Here is a 20,560-nt window from a genome sequence, read left to right on the forward strand (position 1 = left end):
GCCGGGTGTTGTGAAAATGGTAACTATTCGGTGCCGTGGGCCGTTTCCGGGCTCTCCCTGGTCTGCCGAACCTGCAGCCCCCGCTCCTCCATCTCGTCCAGCAGGCTGCGCAGCTCGCTGCGCACGAAGTCGCGGGTCGCGTTGTCGCGCATTGCGATCCGGAGTGAGGCGACCTCGCGGGTGAGGAACTCGGTGTCGGCCAGGTTGCGCTCGTCGCGGGTGCGGTCCTGCTCGATCACGACCTTGTCGCGGTCTGCCTGCCTGTTCTGCGCCAACAGGATCAGTGGCGCGGCGTAGGACGCCTGCAGGCTGAGCATCAGGGTGAGGAAGATGAACGCATAGGGGTCGAAGCGCAGGTGCTCGGGGGCCAGGAAGTTCCAGGCGAGCCAGACGGCCACGAACACCGTCATGTAGCCGAGGAACCGGGCGGTGCCCATGAAACGGGCGAAGCCCTCGGCGAACCGGCCGAAGGTGTCGGGGTCCATGCGCGGCCGCCGCACCAGCCGGCGCTGCGCGGCCAACGGCTGGTCAAGACGGTCGGCTCGAGGGTCCCTCAGGCGATCCACCTCACGGTCGACGGCGCGCTCGGCCAGGCGGTCGCGGCGCGCCGGCATGCTCGGAGTCTGGTCAGACACGGGCGGCCCCCTCGTCGCTGTCGGCCTGAGCAGTGTCTCGCAGGCCGGGGGGCTCGTCCAGGGAGGGGTCGTCGTGCCGCTCCTCGCGCCAGTCCTCGGGCAGGATGTGGTCGAGCACGTCATCCACGGTGACGGCTCCCAGGAGCCGGCCCTCGTCGTCGGTCACCGGCACCGCCACCATGTTGTAGTTCGCCATCAGCCGGGTCACGGTCTCCAGCGAGGCGTCGGCGGGCACCGGCTCGAAGTCGCGGTCGACGATGCTGCCGATGGACTGGTGCGGAGGGTCGCGCAGGAGGCGTTGGATGTGCACGATCCCGATCAGTCGTCCGGTGGGGGTCTCGAGCGGCGACCGGCAGACATAGACCAGCGAGGCGACGGCGGGCGAGAGCTCCTCGCGGCGGACGACGGCCAGCGCCTCCGCAATGCTGGCCTCGGGCCCGAGGATCACCGGCTCGGGGGTCATCATCCCGCCGGCCGTGTCGTCGTCATAGGTGAGCAGTCGCCGGATTGGTGCGGCCTCCTCCGGCTGCATCATCTGCAGCAGCTCCTCGACCGTGTCGTCGGGCAGGCCGGACAGCAGGTCGGTCGCGTCGTCGGGTTCCATCACCTCGAGCACGTCCGCGGCCCGCTCCGTCGACAGGCTGGTGAGGATCTCGACCCGGTCGTCATCGGGCAGCTCCTCGAGGACGTCGGCCAGCGTCTCGTCGTCCATCGCGCTGGTGACCTCGGCCCGCCGCTTGGGGGAGAGATCGTGGATGGCGTCCGCGAGGTCAGCTGGCTTGCGGTCCTCCAGGCTCTCCAGGAGCGCCTCGGCGCCCTGCTCGCCCACCGACAGGTGCAACCCCTCGACCTGCTCGATCGGTGCCAGGACCGCCTCGCCCTTGGGGCGGCGCAGCCGCAGCCCGGGACGCGGGCGGGTCGGTGCCCCCTTGCGGACGAAGACCCGGGTGACGACCCAGTCGCGGCTCGGCTGCAGCTCCAGGGCCACGTCCTCGACGACCGCGGGCTCAAGCTCGCCGTTGACCCTGATCCGGACCCGTCGGTCGAACAGCTCGGAGACCACGCTGGTCTCGCCGGGTCGCTGCTCGAAGCGGCGCATGTTGACCAGGCCCGTAGTGATGACCTGACCTGCATCGATGGTGGTCACCCTGGTCATCGGCACAAAGACCCGCCGACGGCCCGGCACCTCGACCACCAGACCGATGGCTCGTGGACCGCTGGTTCGCCGCAGCCTCTGGGACATGGCGAGCACCACGTCGCGCACCCGGCCGACCTCATCGCCCAACGGGTCGAAGACACTCAGTCCGACGAGGCGGGCCACGAAGACGCGAGGGTTGCCGATCACCCCCGCAGGATACCCAGCGCGGCGCATCCGCGGTCGGCTGTGACCGACCTCACGACGCGGAAAGGAATCTGCAGGTGAGATAATGCATTGAACATTACGAATCAGTCAACACTCGCATGAGGAGCACGAACAACCCGATGGGTTTCCAGACCGGCAGCACCTACGACTACGCCACGCTTCGCGCCTACCGGCACCGTCTGCCCTCGGATGCAGGCCGCAAGGCACTGAAGCCGCGCAAGCGCTTCTTCTTCGGCACGCGCTGAGCCGACCCGCCGACCCGCGGCGTGCACAACGCCGGATCGGTGAAAGGATGGGGACGTGACCAGCATCCCCAGCAGCGGTGGGGGCCGACGCCTGAGCGGCCTGACCCTTGAGTACCCGATGTCACTGGGCGTCTTCGACAAGTACGAGGACGCCCAGCAGGCTGTCGACTTCCTTTCCGACCGTGATTTCCCGGTCGAGAACTGCATGATCGTGGGCACCGACCTGCGTCAGGTCGAGCGGGTGACCGGACGACTGACCATGGGGCGCGTTGCCCTGGCCGGTGGCGTGACCGGCATCTGGCTCGGCCTCTTCGTCGGTCTCATCTTCGCCCTGTTCGCCCCCAGCGGCGACGCCTTCATGACCGTCCTGTGGTCGATGATGTTCGGTGCCGTCTTCGCCCTCGTCTGGGCGCTGATCGGTCAGGCGATGACGCGCGGACAGCGCGACTTCACGTCCGTCTCCCAGGTCATCGCGACCCGCTACGAGGTGCTCACCGAGCACAAGTTCGCGCAGCGGGCCCGCGATCTGCTGGTCGAGCTGCCCCATGGGCTCGGGGCCACGGCCTACCAGCGACCGGCACCGGGTGCGGCGGCTGCGGGTCAGCCTGGACCCCAGCAGCCGGGACCCCAGCACCCGGGACCCCAGCAGCCTGGACCCCAGCAGCCTGGACCCCAGCAGCCCCCGCAGGGACCGCCCGCAGCCGACCAGCGCCCGCAGGACTGACCGACCCCTCAGCCGCGGACGTGACCGATCAGGCGGAGCGCTCGCCGCCCGCCCGGACCCACGCCTCGACGTCGTCGGCGGTGCGAGGCAGGGAGGCCGACAGGTTGCGGCACCCGTCCTCGGTGATCACGATGTCGTCCTCGATCCGCACGCCGATGCCGCGATACTCCTCCGGCACCAGCAGGTCGTCGGCCTTGAAATAGAGGCCTGGCTCGACCGTCAGCACCATCCCCGGCGTCAGCTCGGCGTCCATGTAGTCCTCCCGCAGCGCGAGGGCACAGTCGTGCACGTCGAGACCGAGGTGGTGGCTGGTGCCGTGCACCATCCACCGCCGGTGCTGCTGGCCGTGCTCGGGGTCCAGCGTCTCCTCGACGGTGACTCCATCCGGGAGCAGACCCCACTCGTGCAGGCGGGTGGCGATGACCCGGATCGCTGCGGCGTGGATGTCGCTGAACTTGTTGCCGGGGCGGGCAGCGGCGATGCCAGCCTCCTGCGCCTCCAGCACAGCTTCATAGATCTTGCGCTGGATCTGCGTGAACGTGCCGTTGACCGGCACCGTGCGGGTCACGTCTGCGGTGAACAGGGAGTCGAGCTCGACGCCGGCGTCCAGCAGCAGCAGGTCTCCGTCGAGCACCTCGCCGGTGTTGCGGATCCAGTGCAGTGTGGTCGCGTGGTCACCCGCCGCGCAGATCGAGTCATAACCGACCCCGTTGCCGCTGTGGCGGGCATGCAACCCGAAGACACCCTCGACCCAGCGCTCGCCGCGGCCACGGCGCACGGCCTCGGGAAGCTCGGCTACGACGGCGTCGAAAGCGTCGGCGGTGGCGTCGCACGCGTCCTGCATCTGGTCGATCTCCCACTCGTCCTTGACCAGGCGCATCGTGGACAGGAAGCGGGAGAGCTCGAGATCGGCATCGACGGCCGCCTCGACCTGGTGCTCGGCGGCCTGGGCGCGGGCGGTCTCGACGAGCGTGGTCACCTCGGCGTCGGCCTCGCGCACCACGCGGACCGTGACGGCACCGGCGTCCTTGGCCACGGCGTCGGGCAGCTCGGACAGGTCGCGGGTCTCGACGCCGAGCTCGGCGGCCATGCCAGCCAGCGTCGGGCGGGCTCCCACCCAGAACTCACCGACGCGGGAGTCGGCGAAGAACTCCTCGGTGTCCTGCCCGGCGAGCGGGCGGAAATACAGGACGGCCTCGTGACCACCGTCCTCGAGCGGGTCCAGGACGAGCACCGCGTCGGGCTCGCGGTCGGAGCCCAGGCCGGTCAGGTGGGCGAAGGCGGTGTGCGGCCGGAAGACGTAGTCGGTGTCGTTGCTGCGGACCTTGAGTCCACCTGCGGGGACCACCAACCGTTCCCCCTCGAAGGCGGAGGAGACCGCCTCCCGGCGCGCTGCGGCATACTGCGCCGCCTCGGTCTGCTCGGGCAGTGGGTCGCCGTGTTCTGCCCAGCCGCTGGCGATGAACGCGCGGAACGCGGGGCTGTTGGGACGGCTTCGATGTTCGGCCTTGTGCTGCTTCTCACTCACCTGCCCATCCTCGCACGACCGCGGACCCGGGCACATCGGTGGTGAGGTGACCCAGGAGGGCGGCCGAGGCAGAAGTGCCCCGTCGCGGTGAGTTCCCTAGGGTGGACGGGTGAGTGACGACCCGAGCCATCCTGACGTGCCGCTGGGCGATGTCACCGGCCCGCAGGTGATCCCCGGACGCGAGGTCCGCGGAGTGCCGCGAGTCGGGCGTGCCTGGCGGGTGCGGGCGGAGATGGCGGTGCGTGGTGTCGGTCCGCCCACCGTCGCGATCGGGGTGCCCGGCAGCGACGACGCGGTCTCCCAGCGTCACGCCCGGGCGGTGATCGATCTCGCGCTCCGGGTGGGGGAGGCGATGTTGTCCACCGGAGCCTCCGCCTCGGAAGTCGTCGCGACCGTGCTGCGCCTGTGTAGTGCCTATGGCATCAACTCCGTCCATGTGGACATCACCTTCACGTCCATCACGGTGGCGATCCACCGAGGCCTGGACGAGGACCCGCTGTCGCTGATGCGGGTGGTGCGCGTGCGCACCCTGGACTACACCCGCCTGCAACACCTGCAGGTGCTGGTCGACCAGATCGCCCAGCCCGGCCCGGGCGCCGCGGCACCGGAGCCGGAGGAGGCCCGGCTGCGGCTGACGAGCATCCTGTCCGCCCCCCACCCCTATCGGCGCTGGTTGGTCAGCTGGGGTGGCGCGCTGCTCGCCGTCGGCGTCGTTGCCCTGTTCGGTGCCGGTCCGGTCATGTGGGCGATCGCGGCCGCGACCGCGCTGGTCGTGGACCAGACCCAGCGGTGGCTGTCGCGGATCGGGGTCGCCGCCTTCTTCAACCAGGCCGTCAGCGCGGCGATCCCCACCTCGGTCGCTGTCCTGATCTTCTGGATGCGCTCGCGCGGCTGGGAGCTGCCCGGCGTCGACTCGCCGTCCCTCGTCGTGATCTCCGGGATCATCCTGCTCCTGGCCGGGCTCACGGTGATGGGTGCTGCCCAGGACGCGATCGACGGCTACTACGTCACGGCGGGCGCACGCGGGCTGGAGATGTTCATGCTCACGCTCGGACTGGCCGTCGGCGTGGCCACGGTGCTCGGGCTGGCGTGGCGGCTGGGTGTGCCGATGGAGATCTCGCCCTATGTCTCGGTCGGTGGCAACCCGGTCCAGTCGACCCTCGCCGCCGCCGCCATCGGTGCTGGGTTCGCCTGGTCGACCTACACCGGCTTCCGGGCCACCCTGCTGGCTGCCGCGATCGCCGCCGGGTCGTGGGGCGTCTATGAGCTGGTCTTCCCGCTGGGGCTGGGCGTGGGCGGGTCCGTGGTGCTCCCCGCGGCCGTCGTGGGTGCGGTCGCCTATGCCGCGCACCGCACGCTCCGGGTCCCTGAACTGGCGATCGTGATGGCGGGCATCGTGCCGCTGCTGCCCGGCCTGTCCGTCTATCGGGCGATCTTCCTGATGATGGACGACACCGTGCTGCTCCCCGCCGCCGCCGAGGCGCTGTTCAACGCGCTGTCGATCGGTGTCGGCCTCGCGGCCGGGGTCTGGGCCGGGCAATATCTCGCCCGCCGCCGCTTCGGTCTGGACCTGGCGGCCCAGCGGGCCCGGAACCGGTCGCGAGGCGCCCTGCGCTGACCTCGCGGACCCGGGCGTGCGGCAGACCCCGTGTCAGCCGGTCGCGGACTCGTCCTGCCAGGTCCAGCTGGACAACAGCTCCTCCATCACCGGCTCGGTGGCCTCCTGCTGCCCCTGGGCAGAACTGAAGGTCACGACATACAGCCGGTCGCCGTGCTCCACCCAGCGCTGCGTCTGCGCGACGGCCACGCCGTTGGTGGTGCGGGTGAGCAGATAACCGAAGGCCTCCTCGCCCGCGATCTCGATGGGGTCGAGCATCTCGTAGTCGCCGTCCGAGCCGGCCACCGACTTCGCGGCCTCCTCGATCGACTCCTGCAGGTCCTCGATCGGGTCCTCGCTCGCCACGACCAGGTTGGTGTAGAAGTCGTCAGTCATCTCGTCGTCGCGCACCGCGATCTCGACCTTCTGCTCGACCTGGTCGGCCACGTCGAGCCATCCCTCGGGCAGAGTCAGCTCGAAGGCGCCGTCGTCGGAGGAGACCGGCCCGCTGGGCTCAGGCTCGGCAGTGGCCGTCTCCGCATCGGTGTCGGGGGCCGCGCTGGTCTCCGTGGTCTCGTCCGGCGCAGCGGAGGCGCTGGGGGCGGAGTCGTCCGCCGGGTCCTCCACCGACGGCTCGTCGTCGGAGCAACCGGACAGCAGCAGGGCGCTGAGCGTCGCGGTCGCAACCAGCGCGCGGAGCGGTGACGTCGTGCGTCGCATGGGGATTCCTTGGGATCGTCGGACAACCTTCACCGATCAAGTATGACGGAGGCCGGGCTAGGTTGAGGCCATGCGGATCGACCTGCACACCCACTCCAGCCACAGTGACGGTACGGGCCCGCCTGCTCAGGTGGTGCGCGAGGCCGCGGCCGCCGGCCTGGACGTGCTGGCCCTGACCGACCACGACACGGCCGCCGGCTGGTCGGCGGCGGACCGCGCCGGCCTGGAGGTGGGGGTCAGCGTGATCCCCGGCATCGAGGTGTCCTGCCGGAGTCGGGGCAGCAGTGTGCACCTGCTGGCCTACCTGGTCGACCCGGAAAAGGAAGCCTTCCGCTCCGAGCTCGACCGGGCCCGTGCGTCACGGCGCGATCGGCTGCGCACGATGGCAGAACTGCTCATCGAGGACGGCTACCTGGACAGCTTCGAGCAGGTCCTGGTGCAGGCGCAGGACGGCGCGACGCTGGGGCGCCCGCACCTGGCGGATGCCATGGTGGCCAGCGGTCGCTATGCCACCCGTGATGAGGCCTTCGCCGGGGTGCTGAGCTCGGGCTCGCGCTACTACGTCGGGCACTACGCGCCGGACCCGGTGCGGGCGGTGGAGGTGACCCTTGCCGCCGGCGGAGTCCCGGTGCTGGCGCACCCGCTGGCCAGCGCCCGCGGTCGGATCATCGACGAGGACGTGATCGAGGAGATGGCTGCGGCCGGCCTGGCTGGGCTGGAGGTCGAGCACCGCGACCACACGCCCTCCGACATGGCCCGAGCCGACGCGATCGCCCAGCGGCTGGGTCTGCTGCAGACGGGCTCCAGCGACTACCACGGCACGGGCAAGCCCAACCTGCTCGGGGAGAACACGACCTCGCCGCAGGTGCTGGCCGCGATCCTGGCGCAGGGCACCGGCACCGGTCCGCTCGGGGCCGAGCTCACGATGCCCTGATAGCTGGCCCGGACCCCGGCGTTAGTCGCTGGTGCCCTGGGCGGCCGGCTGGCCGCTGCCGCCACGACGCCGCTGCCGACGGCGCGGCTTGCGCGAGGTGCCCTCGCCGTCGCTGGGGCGTGACCCGGCCTGGGAGTCGGACCGTTCGGACTGGCCGCGACCAGCGTCGGAACGGCCGTCGCCGGACCTGCCGGAACGACCGCCGCCAGAGCGTCCACCGCCACCACCTGTGCGACCGCCACCGGAGCGGCCACCGCCTGAGCGACCCCCGCCGGAGCGACCGGCCCCTCCGCGACCACCCGTCTCGCCGAGGTCCTCGTAGCGCTCGCCGGCCAGGCCCTCGCGGGTGCGCGCCGACCTCGGCAGGGTGCCCCGCGTGCCCTCGGGGATCTTCATCTCCGTGAACAGGTGCGGGGAGGAGGAGTAGGTCTCGGTCGGGGCCGGGATCCCGAGGTCCAGCGACTTGTCGATCATCGCCCACCGGTGCAGGTCATCCCAGTCCACGAACGTGACCGCCACGCCGGTGGCGCCAGCCCGACCGGTGCGGCCGATGCGGTGCAGATAGGTCTTCTCGTCCTCGGGGCACTGATAGTTGATCACATGCGTGACGGCCTCGACGTCGATGCCACGGGCGGCGACGTCGGTGGCGACCAGGATGTCCACCTTGCCGTTGCGGAAGGCGCGCAGCGCCTGCTCGCGAGCCCCCTGGCCCAGGTCACCGTGGATGGGGGCTGCCGCGAAGCCGCGCTCGACTAGGTCGTCGGCGACCTTGGCGGCGGTGCGCTTGGTGCGGGCGAAGATGATCGTCAGCCCACGGTCCTCGGCCTGCAAGATGCGTGCCAGCATCTCGACCTTGTCCATCGCGTGCGCGCGGTAGACGAACTGCTCGACGGCGGCCACAGTGTGACCCTCGCCGTCCTCGCTCATCGCGCGGATGTGGGTCGGCTGCGTCATGTAGCGGCGCGCCAACGACACGACAGCGCCCGGCATGGTGGCCGAGAACAGCATGGTTTGACGGCCGGCCGGGGTCATCCCCAGCAGCTTCTCGACGTCGGGCAGGAAGCCCAGGTCGAGCATCTCGTCGGCCTCGTCCAGCACCACGGTGCGGGCATGACCCAGGTCCAGGTGGCCCTGTTGGGCAAGGTCGATCAACCGGCCAGGGGTGCCGACGACGATCTCGACGCCACGGCGCAGCGCCTCGATCTGGGGCTCGTAGGCTCGGCCGCCATAGACGGTGAGCACGCGCAGACCGCCACGGCGGGCGGAGGCCTTGGTGAGGTCACCGGCGACCTGGACGGCCAGCTCGCGGGTCGGCGCGACGGCGAGGGCCTGCGGAGCACCCGGCTTGGCGAGGGCGTCGAAGCCCTTGTCCTGGGGGGCCACGGCGCGCTGGATCATCGGGATGCCGAAGCCGAGCGTCTTGCCGGTGCCTGTCTTGGCCTGCCCGATGATGTCGTGCCCCCCGAGGGCGACCGGCAGTGTCATGGACTGGATCGGGAACGGGTGGGTGATGCCTCCCTCAGCAAGGGCGGCGACGATGTCGGGGTGGACATCGAACTCGGCAAAGGTGCGGTTGTCTTCCAATGGAGGATTCTTCCGGTCGACGGGTCCGGCCGGGGAGGCGAACTCACCCGGTCACCGACAGGTTGCTGCCGATGGACCCTGCGTGGTTCGGGCCGATCGGAAGTCTTCTGGGGCGGCTGCTCGGCAGCCAGGCGTCATGCCGACCGGGCACCGCTGGTGCCTGCAGTCTATCCCCTGCCAAGGGCGCTACGGTTCCACCATGGATGCTGACCTCACACCGGAGGCCCCCGCCGAGTCCCAGGGCCAGACCGACGCGGTGACCGAGCTGCTCGGCGCCATCGGCTATGCCGAGCTCACCGCCGGGCTGCGGATGGCGGCGGACGCGCTGGCCGCCCCAGGGCTGGGGGTCCGGGTCTGGATGGGCCGCGCGTCGTCCGCCGAGCTCGAGCACTTCGAGCGGATCGTCACCCGGCTCAAGGAGATGGGGCAGGACCCCGAGACCGTCATGGAGCCCTTCATCGCGCCGGTCGACGCCTTCCATGAGCGCACCAGGCCGCGCGACTGGCTCGAGGCGCTGGTCAAGATCTATGTGGGCGACGGCATCGCACGCGACTTCTATCGCGAGATCGCCCAGCACGTGGACGAGGGCTCACGCGAGCTGATCGAGTCGGTGCTGCAGGTCGATGAGCAGGACGAGTTCGTGGTCGGTGCCGTCACGGACGCGATCGACGCAGACCCCGCCGTCGCAGGACGGCTGGCCCTGTGGGCGCGGCGCCTGGTCGGTGAGGCGATCGCCCAGACGCAGTATGTCGCGGTCGAGCGGGAGGCGCTGATGACCATGATGGTCGGTGGTCAGCAGGCCGGCGTCGACCTGGCCGACCTGGGACGGATGTTCACCCGGTTGATCGAGCTGCACGGCCAGCGGATGGGCCGCCTCGGCCTGACGCCCTGACCTGAGGGCCCTGACGCACCGGTCCTGAAGCATCGGTCCTGACGCACCGGTCCGGCGTCGCCGACCCCGCGGCATACCCACACACACACCGAAGGCGTGACCCCCCATGGGGGCCACGCCTTCGATCGTGAGGTGCGTGCGGGTCAGCGCAGCCGGTCGTGGGTGTTGTCCTTGCCGGTGACCGCGCCATAGATCAGCACGAGCACGATGGCGACGACCACGCCCAGACCCAGCGCGATCCAGTCGATGCCGCTGGTGTCCTCGTTGCCGGACAGCAGCGTGTAGAGCCACGAGCCCGCGAGGGCACCGACGGCGCCGAGCAGGATCGTGATCGGCAGGGAGATGTTCTGCTTCCCCGGGAGGATCAGGCGTGCTAGCGGGCCAATGATGCACCCGAGGATCAGCGCGGAGATGATGGTCCAGATCATGGAGGTCGCACCCCTTCTTTGTGGCCATCGTGCGATGGCGTGGTTGACAAAACGCTGTGACCGGAGCCCGACCACGTAGCCCATGAAGTGTATGCCCACCCCGTCCGCGAGTGTGGGATGTCAGCGCACCCCCCGGGCAGGTCGGGTGCGCTGCGCTGGCCTCAGTAGCTGCCGAAACCGACCCGTCCGGCCTCCTCGACGCCGATCTCGACATAGCCGACGGCGTCGGTCGGGATCACCACGAGGCGTCCCTTGTCGTCCGTGAGGCTCAGCGGTCCGTCGCCGGTCAACGCGGTGGTGATGATCTCCTGGACCTCGGCCGGTGTCTGTGCCGACTCGATGACAACCTCACGGCTGACCTGCTTCACGCCGATGCGTACTTCCATGTCTGATCTGTCTCCTCTGGGTTCACGGGTGGTCTGGAGGGACCGGACCCACGATGGTGCGTGCCGAGGTCATCCCGGGCTGACCGGAGGCCTCCGGTCACCTCAACGTTAGTCGGACTCTGTTTCTGCCCGGTTCAGGGGGAATCCGCCGATGCCGCGCCAGGCCACCGTCGCGACCAGCTCAATGGCTTCCTCGAGCGGAGTCTGCCGGCCCTCGGACACCCAGCGCTGTGCACAGGCCTGCGCCATGCCGACCAGGCTCACGCCGAGCAGCTGGGCGCTGCTGAACGGCATGCCGGTGTCCTGCACGATCAGTTTTGCCACGGCGTCTGCGCTCGCCCGGAATGGTCGCTCGGCCAGGTCCCGGACCGCGGGCTCTGTGGTCAGGTCGGTCTCGAAGAGGAGTCGGTGCGCGTCGTCGGGGGCATCCGCGAACTCGAAGTAGGCACGCACGGTCGCGGCGACCCGCTCCGCGTTGTCGTCGCTGGAGGCCAGGGCTCCCTCGAGCTGGTCGATCAGCTTGTCGCTCTGCGTCTCGAGCAGACCCAGATAGAGCTCAAGCTTGCCGTCGAAGTGCTGATAGAGGACCGGCTTGCTGACCCCGGCCCGCTCGGCGATCTCATCCATCGACGTCGCGTGGTAGCCGGACTCGACGAACGCCTCCTGGGCCGTCGCGAGCAGCTGCTCCCGGCGCTCTGCCCTGGGCAGACGGCCGTGGTGGGTGGAGTCGTTGGTGCTCAGTGATCCTCCTCGGTGACGCTCCGTCGGAGCGGTCAGTCATATCCTGGCTCGATGTCCTTGGAGCACGACCCTGCGCCCTTGCCCGCCTTCGCCGGTCGGGTGATCGAACTCGTTGACACTATCCCGTCCGGGAAGGTGTTGAGTTATGGGGACGTGGCTGAACTGCTGGAGTATGGCGGTCCGCGGCAGGTCGGGCAGGTCATGTCCCGCTATGGCAGCAGCACCAACTGGTGGCGGGTGGTGCGTGCCGACGGTGGGCTGCCGGCCTGCCACGAGGGCGAGGCACTGCAGTGTCACCTGGCGGAGGGGACACCGCTGGCCGGCGGACGGGTCGACATGCGCCGGGCCCGGTGGGACGGTGTCGGTGGCGCCTGATCTGATGGGGCAGTGATGACCTCCGCGGACCAGCTCGACCCCACCCAGGCGGCCGCTGCCCGGGAGCGAGTTCCCGTCCTGCAGGTGATCGGAGCACCGGGGACCGGCAAGACCACAGTCGCGGTGGCGACCGTCGTCGACCGTGTGGAGCGCGACGGACTCTCTGCCGACTCGTGCCTGGTCCTGGCGCCCACGCGGGTGGCCGCCGGGCGCCTGCGGGACCAGATCACTGCTGCCGTGGGCCGCACGACGACACAGCCGCTGGCCCGCACCCCGTCGGCCTTCGCCTTCAGCGTGCTGCAGGACGCTGCCGTCTCGGATGACGACGCCCCGCCCCGGCTGCTGTCGGGGGCGGAGCAGGATGTCGTCCTGGGCGATCTGCTGGCGGGTCACCAGGAGGCAGGGGCTGGCCCGGACTGGCCGGAGGCCCTGCGGGAGGCGCTGCCCACCAGAGGGTTCCGGGACCAGCTGCGCGACCTGTTGATGCGCGCGGTGGAGCACGGCCTGGGACCCGAGGAACTGGCTGACCTGGCCGCCGCCCACGACCGGCCCGAGTGGCGCCCGGCCGCAGCGGTGCTGCGCGAATACGACGAGGTCACCGCGCTGCAGCGGCCCGGAGCCTTCGACCCCGCCTGGATCTGCACGGCGGCCGCCGACCGGCTGGCGGGGGACTCGGACCTGCTGCAGCACGTGCGGCGACGGATCCGCCTCATCGTGGTGGACGACGCCCAGGAGCTGACCGCCTCCGCGGCCGCCCTGATTGAGCAGGTCTGGCAGCCCGGCATCGCCATCGTGCTGATCGGTGACGGTGACGTCACGAGCCAGGGTTTCCGCGGGGCCGACCCGGCCCGGTTCACCCGCCTGGCCGAACGTCTCGCGGGACGGACCGGCGGGACCCCGCAGCGCGTCATACTCGCGGTGAGCCACCGCCGTGGACCAGCCCTGGTGGAGGTGACGGCGCGGGTGGTGGACCGCATCGGCGCCTCGACCGGCGCCGACCATCGACGGCCCCGACCAGCGGGGGAGGACGCACTCGTCACGACCGGTCCGGCAGCAGAGGCCGACGCAACTGATGTCGATCCAGATGTGGACGCGGGGGCGTCGCCACTGGAGGTGGTGACCGTCCGGACCGCGGCCCAGGAGGCGGCGCGCGTGGCCGGCTGGTTCCGTGCCGCGCACCTGGGCGAGTCACGAGTCCCCTGGTCGCGCATGGTCGTCCTGGCTCGCAGCCGCTCCCGGCTCGACCAGGTGCGCAGGGCGCTCGTCTCCGCCGGCGTCCCGGTGCAGGACATCGCGGGCACCGGCGCCCTGCACGAGCACCCTGTCGTGCGCCCCCTCCTGCTCGCGGTCGACGTCTGCCTGCGCCCCGCGGGGCAGGGCTGCACCGCCGCGGAGGCCGTGGACCTCGTCACGTCCGCGATCGGTGGGGCGGACCCGGTGGACCTCATGCGGTTACGGCGGGTTCTGGCGGCGGCCGAGCGAGCCGACGGTGGGGCCCGCCCGTCCGAGGAGGTGCTGGCCGCGGCGCTGGAGCAGCCGGCCGACCTCGAGCTGCTCGGGCCGGACGCCGCACCCGCGGCGCACCTGGCCGCGGTGCTCAGCGCCGGTCGCCGTGCCGCGGCGCGCACCAACGACCGTGGGTGGGCGCCCGGGGTCAGCGCGGAGACCGTGCTGTGGGCGATCTGGGCCGCGACCGGGGTGGCTGACACGTGGCGGGCAGCCGCGCTCAACGGTGGCGCCGCCGGCGCCCGGGCCGACCGTGACCTCGACGCGGTGATGACCCTGTTCGGCGCGGCGCAGGCCTATGTCGATCGTCTCCCCGGGCGGGGGCCGGACGGCTTCCTGCGCCAGGTCCTGGCCCAGGAGGTCAGCCCGGACTCCCTGGTCGCCAGGTCCCGTCCCTCCGAGGCCGTGGAGGTGCTCACCCCGCAGGCCGCCGCAGGGCGGGAGTGGGACATGGTGGCCGTGGTTGGCGTGCAGGAGGGGGTGTGGCCGGACCTGCGGCTGCGCGACTCGTTGCTAGGGGCGGAGGCCCTGGTCTCGGTGCTGGCCGGCCGGCCGACGGGTGGACCGCAGGGGCTGCGAGCCGCCCAGGCCCAGGTGCGCGCGGACGAGACCCGACAGTTCTACACCGCTCTGACGAGGGCGCGCAGTGCCCTGCTAGTCACCGCAGTTGCCAGTGTTGATGACCAGCCCTCCAGCTTCCTCGACGTGGTCGACCCTCGCGACACCGAGCGCGTCCCCGAGGAGGTGGCACCGCCGCTGACGCTCCGCTCGCTCGTGGCACGGTTGCGTGCCGACCTGGTCCGGGCCCACCGTGACGGCGAGCACGCGGCGCGGGACCGCGCGGCTGCCCACCTGCTCAGGCTCGATGAGGCCGGCGTGCCCGGCGCTGACCCTGCTGGCTGGTGGCCGGGCCGCACGCTCTCTGACGATCGGCCGCTCCAGGGCGACGGACTCGTGCCGGTGTCGCCATCTCGGGTCCAGCTGTTCAGCGAGTGCCAGCTGCGGTGGATGCTCGGTGCGCACGGTGGCGAGGCAGGCGACTTCTCTGCCGCATCCGTTGGCACCCTGGTCCATGACGTGATCGCCGAGACACCGCAGGCACCCGTCGAGCAGCTGCGGTCCGCGCTGGAGACGCGGTGGCACGAGCTCGCCCTTGGCGAGGGGTGGGTCCAACGCCGGCAGTGGGAGCGGGCCGAGCGGATGCTGCAGCGTTATGTGAGCTATGTGGCTGCCGCCGCCGCGGAGGGACGCGAGCTGGTCGGGGTGGAGATCGACATCCGTGCCGAGCACGAGGGTGCCGTCATCACCGGCCGGGTCGACCGGCTGGAGCGTGACGCCGACGGCAACCTGATGGTGATCGACCTCAAGACCGGCAGCGGCCGGCCGACGAAGCAGGAGATCGAGCACCACGCCCAGCTCGGCGCATACCAGGTGGCCGTCGTCGAGGGTGGCGTGGAGGGGCAACCGGCGACTGGTTCGGCAGGGGCAGCCCTCGTCCACCTCGGCGCTCCCAGCGGTGCGAAGCCGAGCCAGAAGCACGGCTTCCAGCAGCAGCCGCCGCTGGAGCACGATGCTGACCCGAGATGGGCCCACGACCTCGTGGCGCGGACCGCGACGGGCATGGCCGGCGCGCAGTTCCCGGCGTCACCGGGCAAGTGGTGCCGCGTCTGCCCGGTGCGGTTCAGCTGCCCGATCCAGCCGGAGGGGCGGATGCTCGCATGACGGCGCAGACACCCGGTGGCACCACCGACCGGGCGGTCGCGACGGGTCCCGTGCGGATCGGCGCGCTGGAGATCGCGTCGGCCCTGGGTCAGCTGCCACCCACGCAGGAACAGGTGGCCGTCATCGAGGCTCCGCTCGAGCCGACGCTGGTGGTCGCCGGTGCCGGCTCCGGCAAGACCGAGACGATGGCCTCGCGCGTGGTCTGGCTCGTCGTCAACGACATCGTGCGCCCCGAGGAGGTCCTCGGCCTGACCTTCACCCGCAAGGCGGCCATCGAGCTCGGCGACCGGATCATGCGCAGGCTGCGCACCGCGACCGATCGCGGTCTGTGGGCGCCCGAGGGCGGGGAGGAGCTGCCGCTGCCGGTCGTGTCGACCTATCACGCGTATGCCGGACGACTGGTGTCCGAGCACGGCCTGCGCTGGGGCATCGAGCCCGACTCCCGACTGCTGTCCGAGGCCTCGGCATGGCAGCTGGCGCACGAGGTGGTGCACACCACCGATGCCGATCTCACCGGCTTCGAGAAGGCTCCGTCGACGCTCGTGGACGCGGTGCTGTCCCTGTCGGGTGAGCTGGCCGAGCACCTCGTCGAGGCTAATGCCGCCCGCGAGCTGGTCGAGCGCTATGCAGCTCGGGTCGCGTCCCTCCCCGGCAGGGACCACAGGGCGCCCAGTGCCATCGGTGCCAAGACCGTCCACGAGCTGCGCGACCAGGCCCGGGTCTATCCGCTCGTCGAGCGCTATCAGGAGCTGAAGCGCGAGCGTGGTGTGCTGGACTTCGCCGACCAGATGGCCGTGGCTGCCCGGTTGGCGAGGTCACTGCCGGCGGTCGGAGCCCAGGAGCGGCAGCTACATCGGGCCGTCCTGCTGGATGAGTTCCAGGACACGAGCGAGGCCCAGATGGTCCTGCTGTCCAGCCTGTTCGCCGGGCAGCGGATGCCGCTGACGGCGGTGGGTGACCCGAGCCAGTCCATCTATGGGTGGCGTGGGGCCAGCGCCACCACGCTGACCAGCTTCCCCACGGCCTTCCCGGTCCGGCGGCAGCAGCTCGGCGTCGGCGATGCCGATGAGCGGCCGGCTCAGGTCCTGCCGCTGTCCACGTCCTGGCGCAACGCGCAGCGGATCCTGACGGTCGCCAACAACGTCTCTTCGACGCTGCGCCGACGCAGCGAGGTCCACGTGGCCAAACTGCGTCCGAGGCCCGGCGCGGACGAGGGCCGGGTGCAGGCTGCCCGACTTCTGACGCACCGGGACGAGGCCGACTATGTCGCGCGCTGGGTCCGCAGCCACTGGCTGGACGAGCAGGTCCGACCGACGGGTGTGAGCGCAGCGGTGCTGTGCCGCAACCGAGCCCAGTTCGACGGCATCGTGCAGGCCCTGCGTGACCACGGGCTCCCCGTGGAGGTCGTGGGGCTGGGCGGGCTCCTCAGCGCGCCCGAGGTGGCTGACCTGGTGGCGCTGCTGACGGTCGCGCAGGACCCGACCCGAGGAGACGCCCTGATGCGTCTGCTGACGGGGCCGGTGTGCCGACTGGGGCCGGCTGACATCGACGGGCTGTGGGCCTGGGTGCAGTTCCTCGGGGAGCGAGCCGGGACCGGCCGCGGCGAGGCCGTGCTCTCTGACGCACTGGACCGCCTGCCGCCGTCGACGTGGGTGGGCTCGCGGAGTCGCCGCGTCAGTGAGACCGCCCGCCAGAGAGTGCACGCGTTGGGCCAGGCGGTGCAGCGGGTGCGCACCCTGGCCGGGCTGCCACTGCCCGAGCTGCTCGTGGAGGCCGAGCGCTCCATCGGGCTCGACCTGGAGGTCACCTCGGACCCCGACCTGCCGCCCTCCTGGGGGCGCGCCCAGCTCGACGCGCTCGCCGAGGTCGCGGCCACCTTTGCCGTGACGGCCGAGCGGCCCACGCTGGGCGGCTTCGTGGACTGGCTGGAGGCGGCGCGTCAGCGCGAACGTGGCCTGGAGATGGCCGAGGTGGCGGTCTCTGACTCCGCTGTCCAAGTGTTGACGGTGCACGCAGCCAAGGGTCTGGAGTGGGACGTCGTGGCGGTGCCCGGCCTCGCCGAGGGGACATTCCCCTCCTACACGACCAGGACCAGGGCCACCGAGACGGGATGGAAGGCGGACGTCCCCGGGGACGGAGGGTGGCTCACCGGCATCGGCAAGCTGCCCTACCCCCTGCGCGGAGACGCTGCGGGCCTGCCGTCGCTGCCGCTCGACTCCGTGCCGGACACCCACGAGCTGGACGAGGAGATCGCCAGCTTCCGTGCGGCCGGCGGCGCGCACCAGCTGCTCGAGGAACGCCGGCTGGCCTATGTCGCCTTCACCCGCGCGCGCCACGAACTGCTCGTGACGACCCCGGTGTGGTCGACCGGACAGACCCCGCGCGAGACGTCACGCTTCCTCACCGAGCTCATCGCGTCGCCGGAGGGGGAGGTGCTGCTGGACCAGTGGGAGCCGATGCCAGACATCGACGACCCGGCTCAGACCCGCAACCCGCTGCTGGCCGAGGAGCAGCTGGCCCCGTGGCCGACGCTGCCTGACGCCCGCCGCCGGGTCTTCATCGACGTGGTGCAGGCCGTCCTGGACGCCCGCCGCACCGGTGTGCTGCCCGAACCGCACCCGGATGACCCTGTGTCGCAGGAGGTGGAGCAGCTGCTGCGCGAGCGGGACGAGACGCGCGCAGCACGCGGTGGGCTCGTCACGGTCGACCTGCCCGCCCACCTGTCGACCTCCGGGCTGGTGGAGCTGACCAAGGACCGAGCGGCCTATCTGCAGAAGCTGCGGCGTCCCGTGCCGCAGCCCCCGGCCCACGCAGCACGGGCGGGGACGTCCTTCCACGCCTGGGTCGAGCGCTACTACGGCATGCCGTCACTGGTGGACCTGGGGGACCTGCTGACCGAGGGGGAACCGGAACCCGAACCCGTCGACCTGTCCGCGATGCGAGCCAACTTCATGGCCAGCGAGTGGGCCGGACGGGTGCCGGTCGACGTCGAGGTGTCGGTGGAGACCGTGATCGGCGGCAAGCCCATCCGGGGTCGCATCGATGCGGTGTTTGCCGAGGTCGACAGCGCCAGTCGCAGCGGCTTTGTGATCGTCGACTGGAAGACCGGCTCGCCGGGCGGACCGGAGCAGGCCGCAACCCGGCTCCTGCAGCTGGCGGTCTATCAGGTCGCCTATGCCCGGTTGCGCGGGGTCGACGCGAAGCGGGTGTCGGCGGCCTTCTTCTATGCCGCGACGGGCGAGACCGTGCGCCCGCAGCTGCCGGGCGAGGGGGAGCTGGACGAGGTCGTGTCAGAGGTCACGACGGGCCACTAGCCACGGCGGAAGTCACCATGCGCAGGCGGGCGCCGAGCAGCCGATCGCCACCGGGCCCGGCTCAGCGCTTGCCGGACTCCCACGGGTCGACGTCGGCGGCCTCGGGCATGCCATAGAGCGTGTGCATCCGCTCGTCCGCCTCGTCGTCGTCCTCGATCGCCTCGTCGTTGTCCTTGACCGCCTCGTCGTCGTCCTCGACCGCCTCGCCGGGCTGGTCGTCGGCTGGTGGCTGGTCGTCGTCGGCCGACGTCTCATCGTCGTAGGCAGCTGGGGCGGTCGCGTCCTGCCTCTCCTCGTCGACCGGAGCCTTGGCCACCGTGTCGTCGACCACCGGGGTTTCGCTGGCGGGATTCTTGTCCACCATGTCCTCGAGGGCTGGAGCTTCGTCGACGTGAGCTTCGTCGACCGGGGCTTCGTCGGCGCGAGCCGCGTCCCGGGTCTCCGCGTTCATGGACCCCTCGTCCGCCTGGGTCTCGGCAGTGTCTTGCGCGACCGTGTCGGCGTCACCGGAAGCCGGCTCGTCAGGTGCTCGGTCAACCGGACGGAACATCGGGATCGGTGCGGTCACGTCGGCGGGAGAGACCGTGGGTCCATCCTGCGCGGCGTGCGGCTGGACAGGCTCCAGGTGGGACCCGTCGGACGGCTGCTCCACGACGAATGCGGGCTCGTCATCATCCTGCGCGCCGTCGTGGCCACCGCTGTCCTGGGTCACGCCGGGCACGGGAGCCGTGGCGTCACTGCCGTCCTGCGGGTCAGCAGCACCCTCCCCGATAGTCGAGCCCTCCCCGATGGACGAGCTTTCCTCGATGGTGCCCGAGGTGGGCGGCACAGGCGGCACGAGCGCGGTCCGGGGCACGAGCGAGTCGTCGTTGGCAGTGAGCCGGTCCATCTTGCGCAGCTCGTCGGCGCGGATCCGCACAAAGTCCTCATCCTCGGCCCCGACCGCCGCCACCAGCCCGTTGAGCCGGCGCATCTCCGAGGCGAGCCGCGCGCGGTGCAGCAGATAACCGTCCGGGCGTTGGGAGCGCGCCAGGGAGTAGCTCTCGAACACCGCGTCCACCGCACGGGGGTTGGCCCGTTCGACCAGCCGGGCGAAGTCCTCCGCCGGGTCGGCGATCTGGGCGCGTTCCCAACCGGTCAGACCGACGACACGGCCGCTCGCCGCGTCGTCCTCACTGAAGGCGACCAGGAAGGAGGACCCGTCGAGGGAGCCGTGGACCGGAGTCGTGACGAACTGCCACATGGCCGCGGCGTCCAGAGCCTGCTCCCAGCGGGCGAGCAGGCCGTTGGGCACGTGCCCCGTCTCGGCCGCCCGATCCAGCTCGGCCAGCTTGCGTGCCCGGAACTGGGCGGCGTCAAAGACCGGCACGGAGTGCTCCTCGAAGAGCTCGCGCGGGATGTTGTGGACAGCCGCGATCGCCCGCCCGACGGCGCTGGCCAACCCCGGCCCCGTCGGCAGGTGACGCAGGCTCAGAGCCAGCCCCTCGACATACGGATAGACCGCGGCGCGACCGTCGGCCCCGATGTCGGCATAGCCGGCGGCTGCGGGGACCTTGAACGGCAGGTGCTTGCCCAGCTGACGGGTGAGCTCGTCGTTCAGCTCCAGCTCGGCGCCTCCTGCGGCACCCAGGGGGGAACGCACGACCCACTTGCGTCCGGTGACGTCTTCGACGAGCGCGGTCTGGTGCAGGGGGTTGTCATCACCGCTCCGGATGGCGGCGACCGACACCGGCCGCATTCCGGGCACGGCGGCGGTGGCCAGTGCGGCCAGGGCCAGGTCGCTGCGAATCACCCACCCACCGTATGACGTCACGGCCACCTTGTGCTGGAAGCCGCGCGACACGGGGCTGGGGAAGGCGCCTACAG

At 71.1% G+C, this 20,560-nt stretch carries 17 protein-coding genes; 8 read left to right on the forward strand and 9 right to left on the reverse strand.

Features of this window, described 5'->3' with window-relative positions:
* Positions 1–23: 23 nt before the first annotated feature.
* Positions 24–635 (reverse strand): DUF1003 domain-containing protein, encoded by a 612-nt coding sequence (locus tag NF557_RS04160; RefSeq protein ID WP_252621898.1) that lies wholly within the window; start codon positions 633–635, stop codon positions 24–26.
* Positions 628–1,980: a magnesium transporter MgtE N-terminal domain-containing protein gene (locus NF557_RS04165; protein ID WP_252621912.1), complete on the reverse strand. Its 1,353-nt coding sequence runs from the start codon at positions 1,978–1,980 to the stop codon at positions 628–630. The genes NF557_RS04160 and NF557_RS04165 overlap by 8 nt, the downstream gene beginning before the upstream one ends.
* A 116-nt stretch (positions 1,981–2,096) precedes the next feature.
* On the opposite strand from NF557_RS04165, the gene NF557_RS04170 reads away from it, so the two are divergent.
* Both NF557_RS04170 and NF557_RS04175 read left to right on the forward strand, forming a co-directional pair.
* Positions 2,097–2,243 carry a hypothetical protein gene (locus NF557_RS04170; RefSeq protein ID WP_252621914.1) on the forward strand — a complete coding sequence of 49 codons (147 nt, stop codon included), beginning with the start codon at positions 2,097–2,099 and terminating at the stop codon, positions 2,241–2,243.
* 55 nt (positions 2,244–2,298) lie between these two features.
* Positions 2,299–2,967, forward strand: coding sequence for a YflT domain-containing protein (locus NF557_RS04175; RefSeq protein WP_252621916.1), 669 nt, complete (start codon positions 2,299–2,301; stop codon positions 2,965–2,967).
* 28 nt (positions 2,968–2,995) lie between these two features.
* Here the strand turns inward: NF557_RS04175 and NF557_RS04180 are convergent, their stop codons facing one another.
* A complete protein-coding gene (locus NF557_RS04180; protein WP_252621918.1) occupies positions 2,996–4,495 on the reverse strand; it encodes an aminopeptidase P family protein in 1,500 nt (499 codons plus the stop codon).
* A gap of 109 nt (positions 4,496–4,604) precedes the next feature.
* Between NF557_RS04180 and NF557_RS04185 the strand changes: the two genes are divergently transcribed.
* Positions 4,605–6,113, forward strand: coding sequence for a threonine/serine exporter family protein (locus NF557_RS04185; protein ID WP_252621920.1), 1,509 nt, complete (start codon positions 4,605–4,607; stop codon positions 6,111–6,113).
* A gap of 33 nt (positions 6,114–6,146) precedes the next feature.
* Here NF557_RS04185 and NF557_RS04190 read toward each other — a convergent pair whose 3' ends face one another.
* Positions 6,147–6,812 (reverse strand): DcrB/PsbP domain-containing protein, encoded by a 666-nt coding sequence (locus tag NF557_RS04190; protein ID WP_252621922.1) that lies wholly within the window; start codon positions 6,810–6,812, stop codon positions 6,147–6,149.
* A gap of 70 nt (positions 6,813–6,882) precedes the next feature.
* On the opposite strand from NF557_RS04190, the gene NF557_RS04195 reads away from it, so the two are divergent.
* Complete coding sequence (locus tag NF557_RS04195) at positions 6,883–7,746, forward strand: PHP domain-containing protein (protein ID WP_252621924.1); 864 nt, start codon at positions 6,883–6,885, stop codon at positions 7,744–7,746.
* A gap of 21 nt (positions 7,747–7,767) precedes the next feature.
* On the opposite strand, the gene NF557_RS04200 is transcribed toward NF557_RS04195, so the two are convergent.
* Positions 7,768–9,330 carry a DEAD/DEAH box helicase gene (locus tag NF557_RS04200; RefSeq protein WP_252621926.1) on the reverse strand — a complete coding sequence of 521 codons (1,563 nt, stop codon included), beginning with the start codon at positions 9,328–9,330 and terminating at the stop codon, positions 7,768–7,770.
* A 199-nt stretch (positions 9,331–9,529) separates the two neighbouring features.
* On the opposite strand from NF557_RS04200, the gene NF557_RS04205 reads away from it, so the two are divergent.
* Positions 9,530–10,222, forward strand: a complete 693-nt coding sequence (locus NF557_RS04205) for a ferritin-like fold-containing protein (protein ID WP_252621928.1) — start codon at positions 9,530–9,532, stop codon at positions 10,220–10,222.
* Between the two features lie 143 nt (positions 10,223–10,365).
* On the opposite strand, the gene NF557_RS04210 is transcribed toward NF557_RS04205, so the two are convergent.
* The 3 genes from NF557_RS04210 to NF557_RS04220 form a co-directional block, all read right to left on the reverse strand.
* Positions 10,366–10,650, reverse strand: coding sequence for a GlsB/YeaQ/YmgE family stress response membrane protein (locus tag NF557_RS04210; protein WP_252621930.1), 285 nt, complete (start codon positions 10,648–10,650; stop codon positions 10,366–10,368).
* 161 nt (positions 10,651–10,811) lie between these two features.
* Complete coding sequence (locus tag NF557_RS04215; RefSeq protein ID WP_252621932.1) at positions 10,812–11,036, reverse strand: DUF3107 domain-containing protein; 225 nt, start codon at positions 11,034–11,036, stop codon at positions 10,812–10,814.
* A 108-nt stretch (positions 11,037–11,144) separates the two neighbouring features.
* A complete protein-coding gene (locus NF557_RS04220) occupies positions 11,145–11,777 on the reverse strand; it encodes a TetR/AcrR family transcriptional regulator (RefSeq protein WP_256855716.1) in 633 nt (210 codons plus the stop codon).
* A 51-nt stretch (positions 11,778–11,828) separates the two neighbouring features.
* Between NF557_RS04220 and NF557_RS04225 the strand changes: the two genes are divergently transcribed.
* The 3 genes from NF557_RS04225 to NF557_RS04235 are packed head-to-tail and all read left to right on the forward strand — an operon-like array spanning position 11,829 to position 18,694.
* Positions 11,829–12,152: an MGMT family protein gene (locus NF557_RS04225; RefSeq protein WP_252621937.1), complete on the forward strand. Its 324-nt coding sequence runs from the start codon at positions 11,829–11,831 to the stop codon at positions 12,150–12,152.
* 15 nt (positions 12,153–12,167) lie between these two features.
* The gene (locus NF557_RS04230) at positions 12,168–15,380 is read left to right on the forward strand and encodes an ATP-dependent helicase (RefSeq protein WP_252621939.1); all 3,213 of its coding nucleotides are present in this window, start codon (positions 12,168–12,170) and stop codon (positions 15,378–15,380) included.
* Complete coding sequence (locus NF557_RS04235; protein ID WP_252621941.1) at positions 15,377–18,694, forward strand: ATP-dependent helicase; 3,318 nt, start codon at positions 15,377–15,379, stop codon at positions 18,692–18,694. Before NF557_RS04230 ends, NF557_RS04235 begins: the two co-directional genes overlap by 4 nt.
* Before the next feature lie 61 nt (positions 18,695–18,755).
* Here NF557_RS04235 and NF557_RS04240 read toward each other — a convergent pair whose 3' ends face one another.
* On the reverse strand, positions 18,756–20,486 hold the full coding sequence (locus tag NF557_RS04240) for a phosphotransferase (RefSeq protein WP_252621943.1): 1,731 nt from the start codon (positions 20,484–20,486) through the stop codon (positions 18,756–18,758).
* Positions 20,487–20,560: the final 74 nt, after the last annotated feature.

It is taken from the genome of Ornithinimicrobium cryptoxanthini (assembly GCF_023923205.1).
Classification (GTDB): Bacteria; Actinomycetota; Actinomycetes; order Actinomycetales; family Dermatophilaceae; genus Ornithinicoccus; species Ornithinicoccus cryptoxanthini.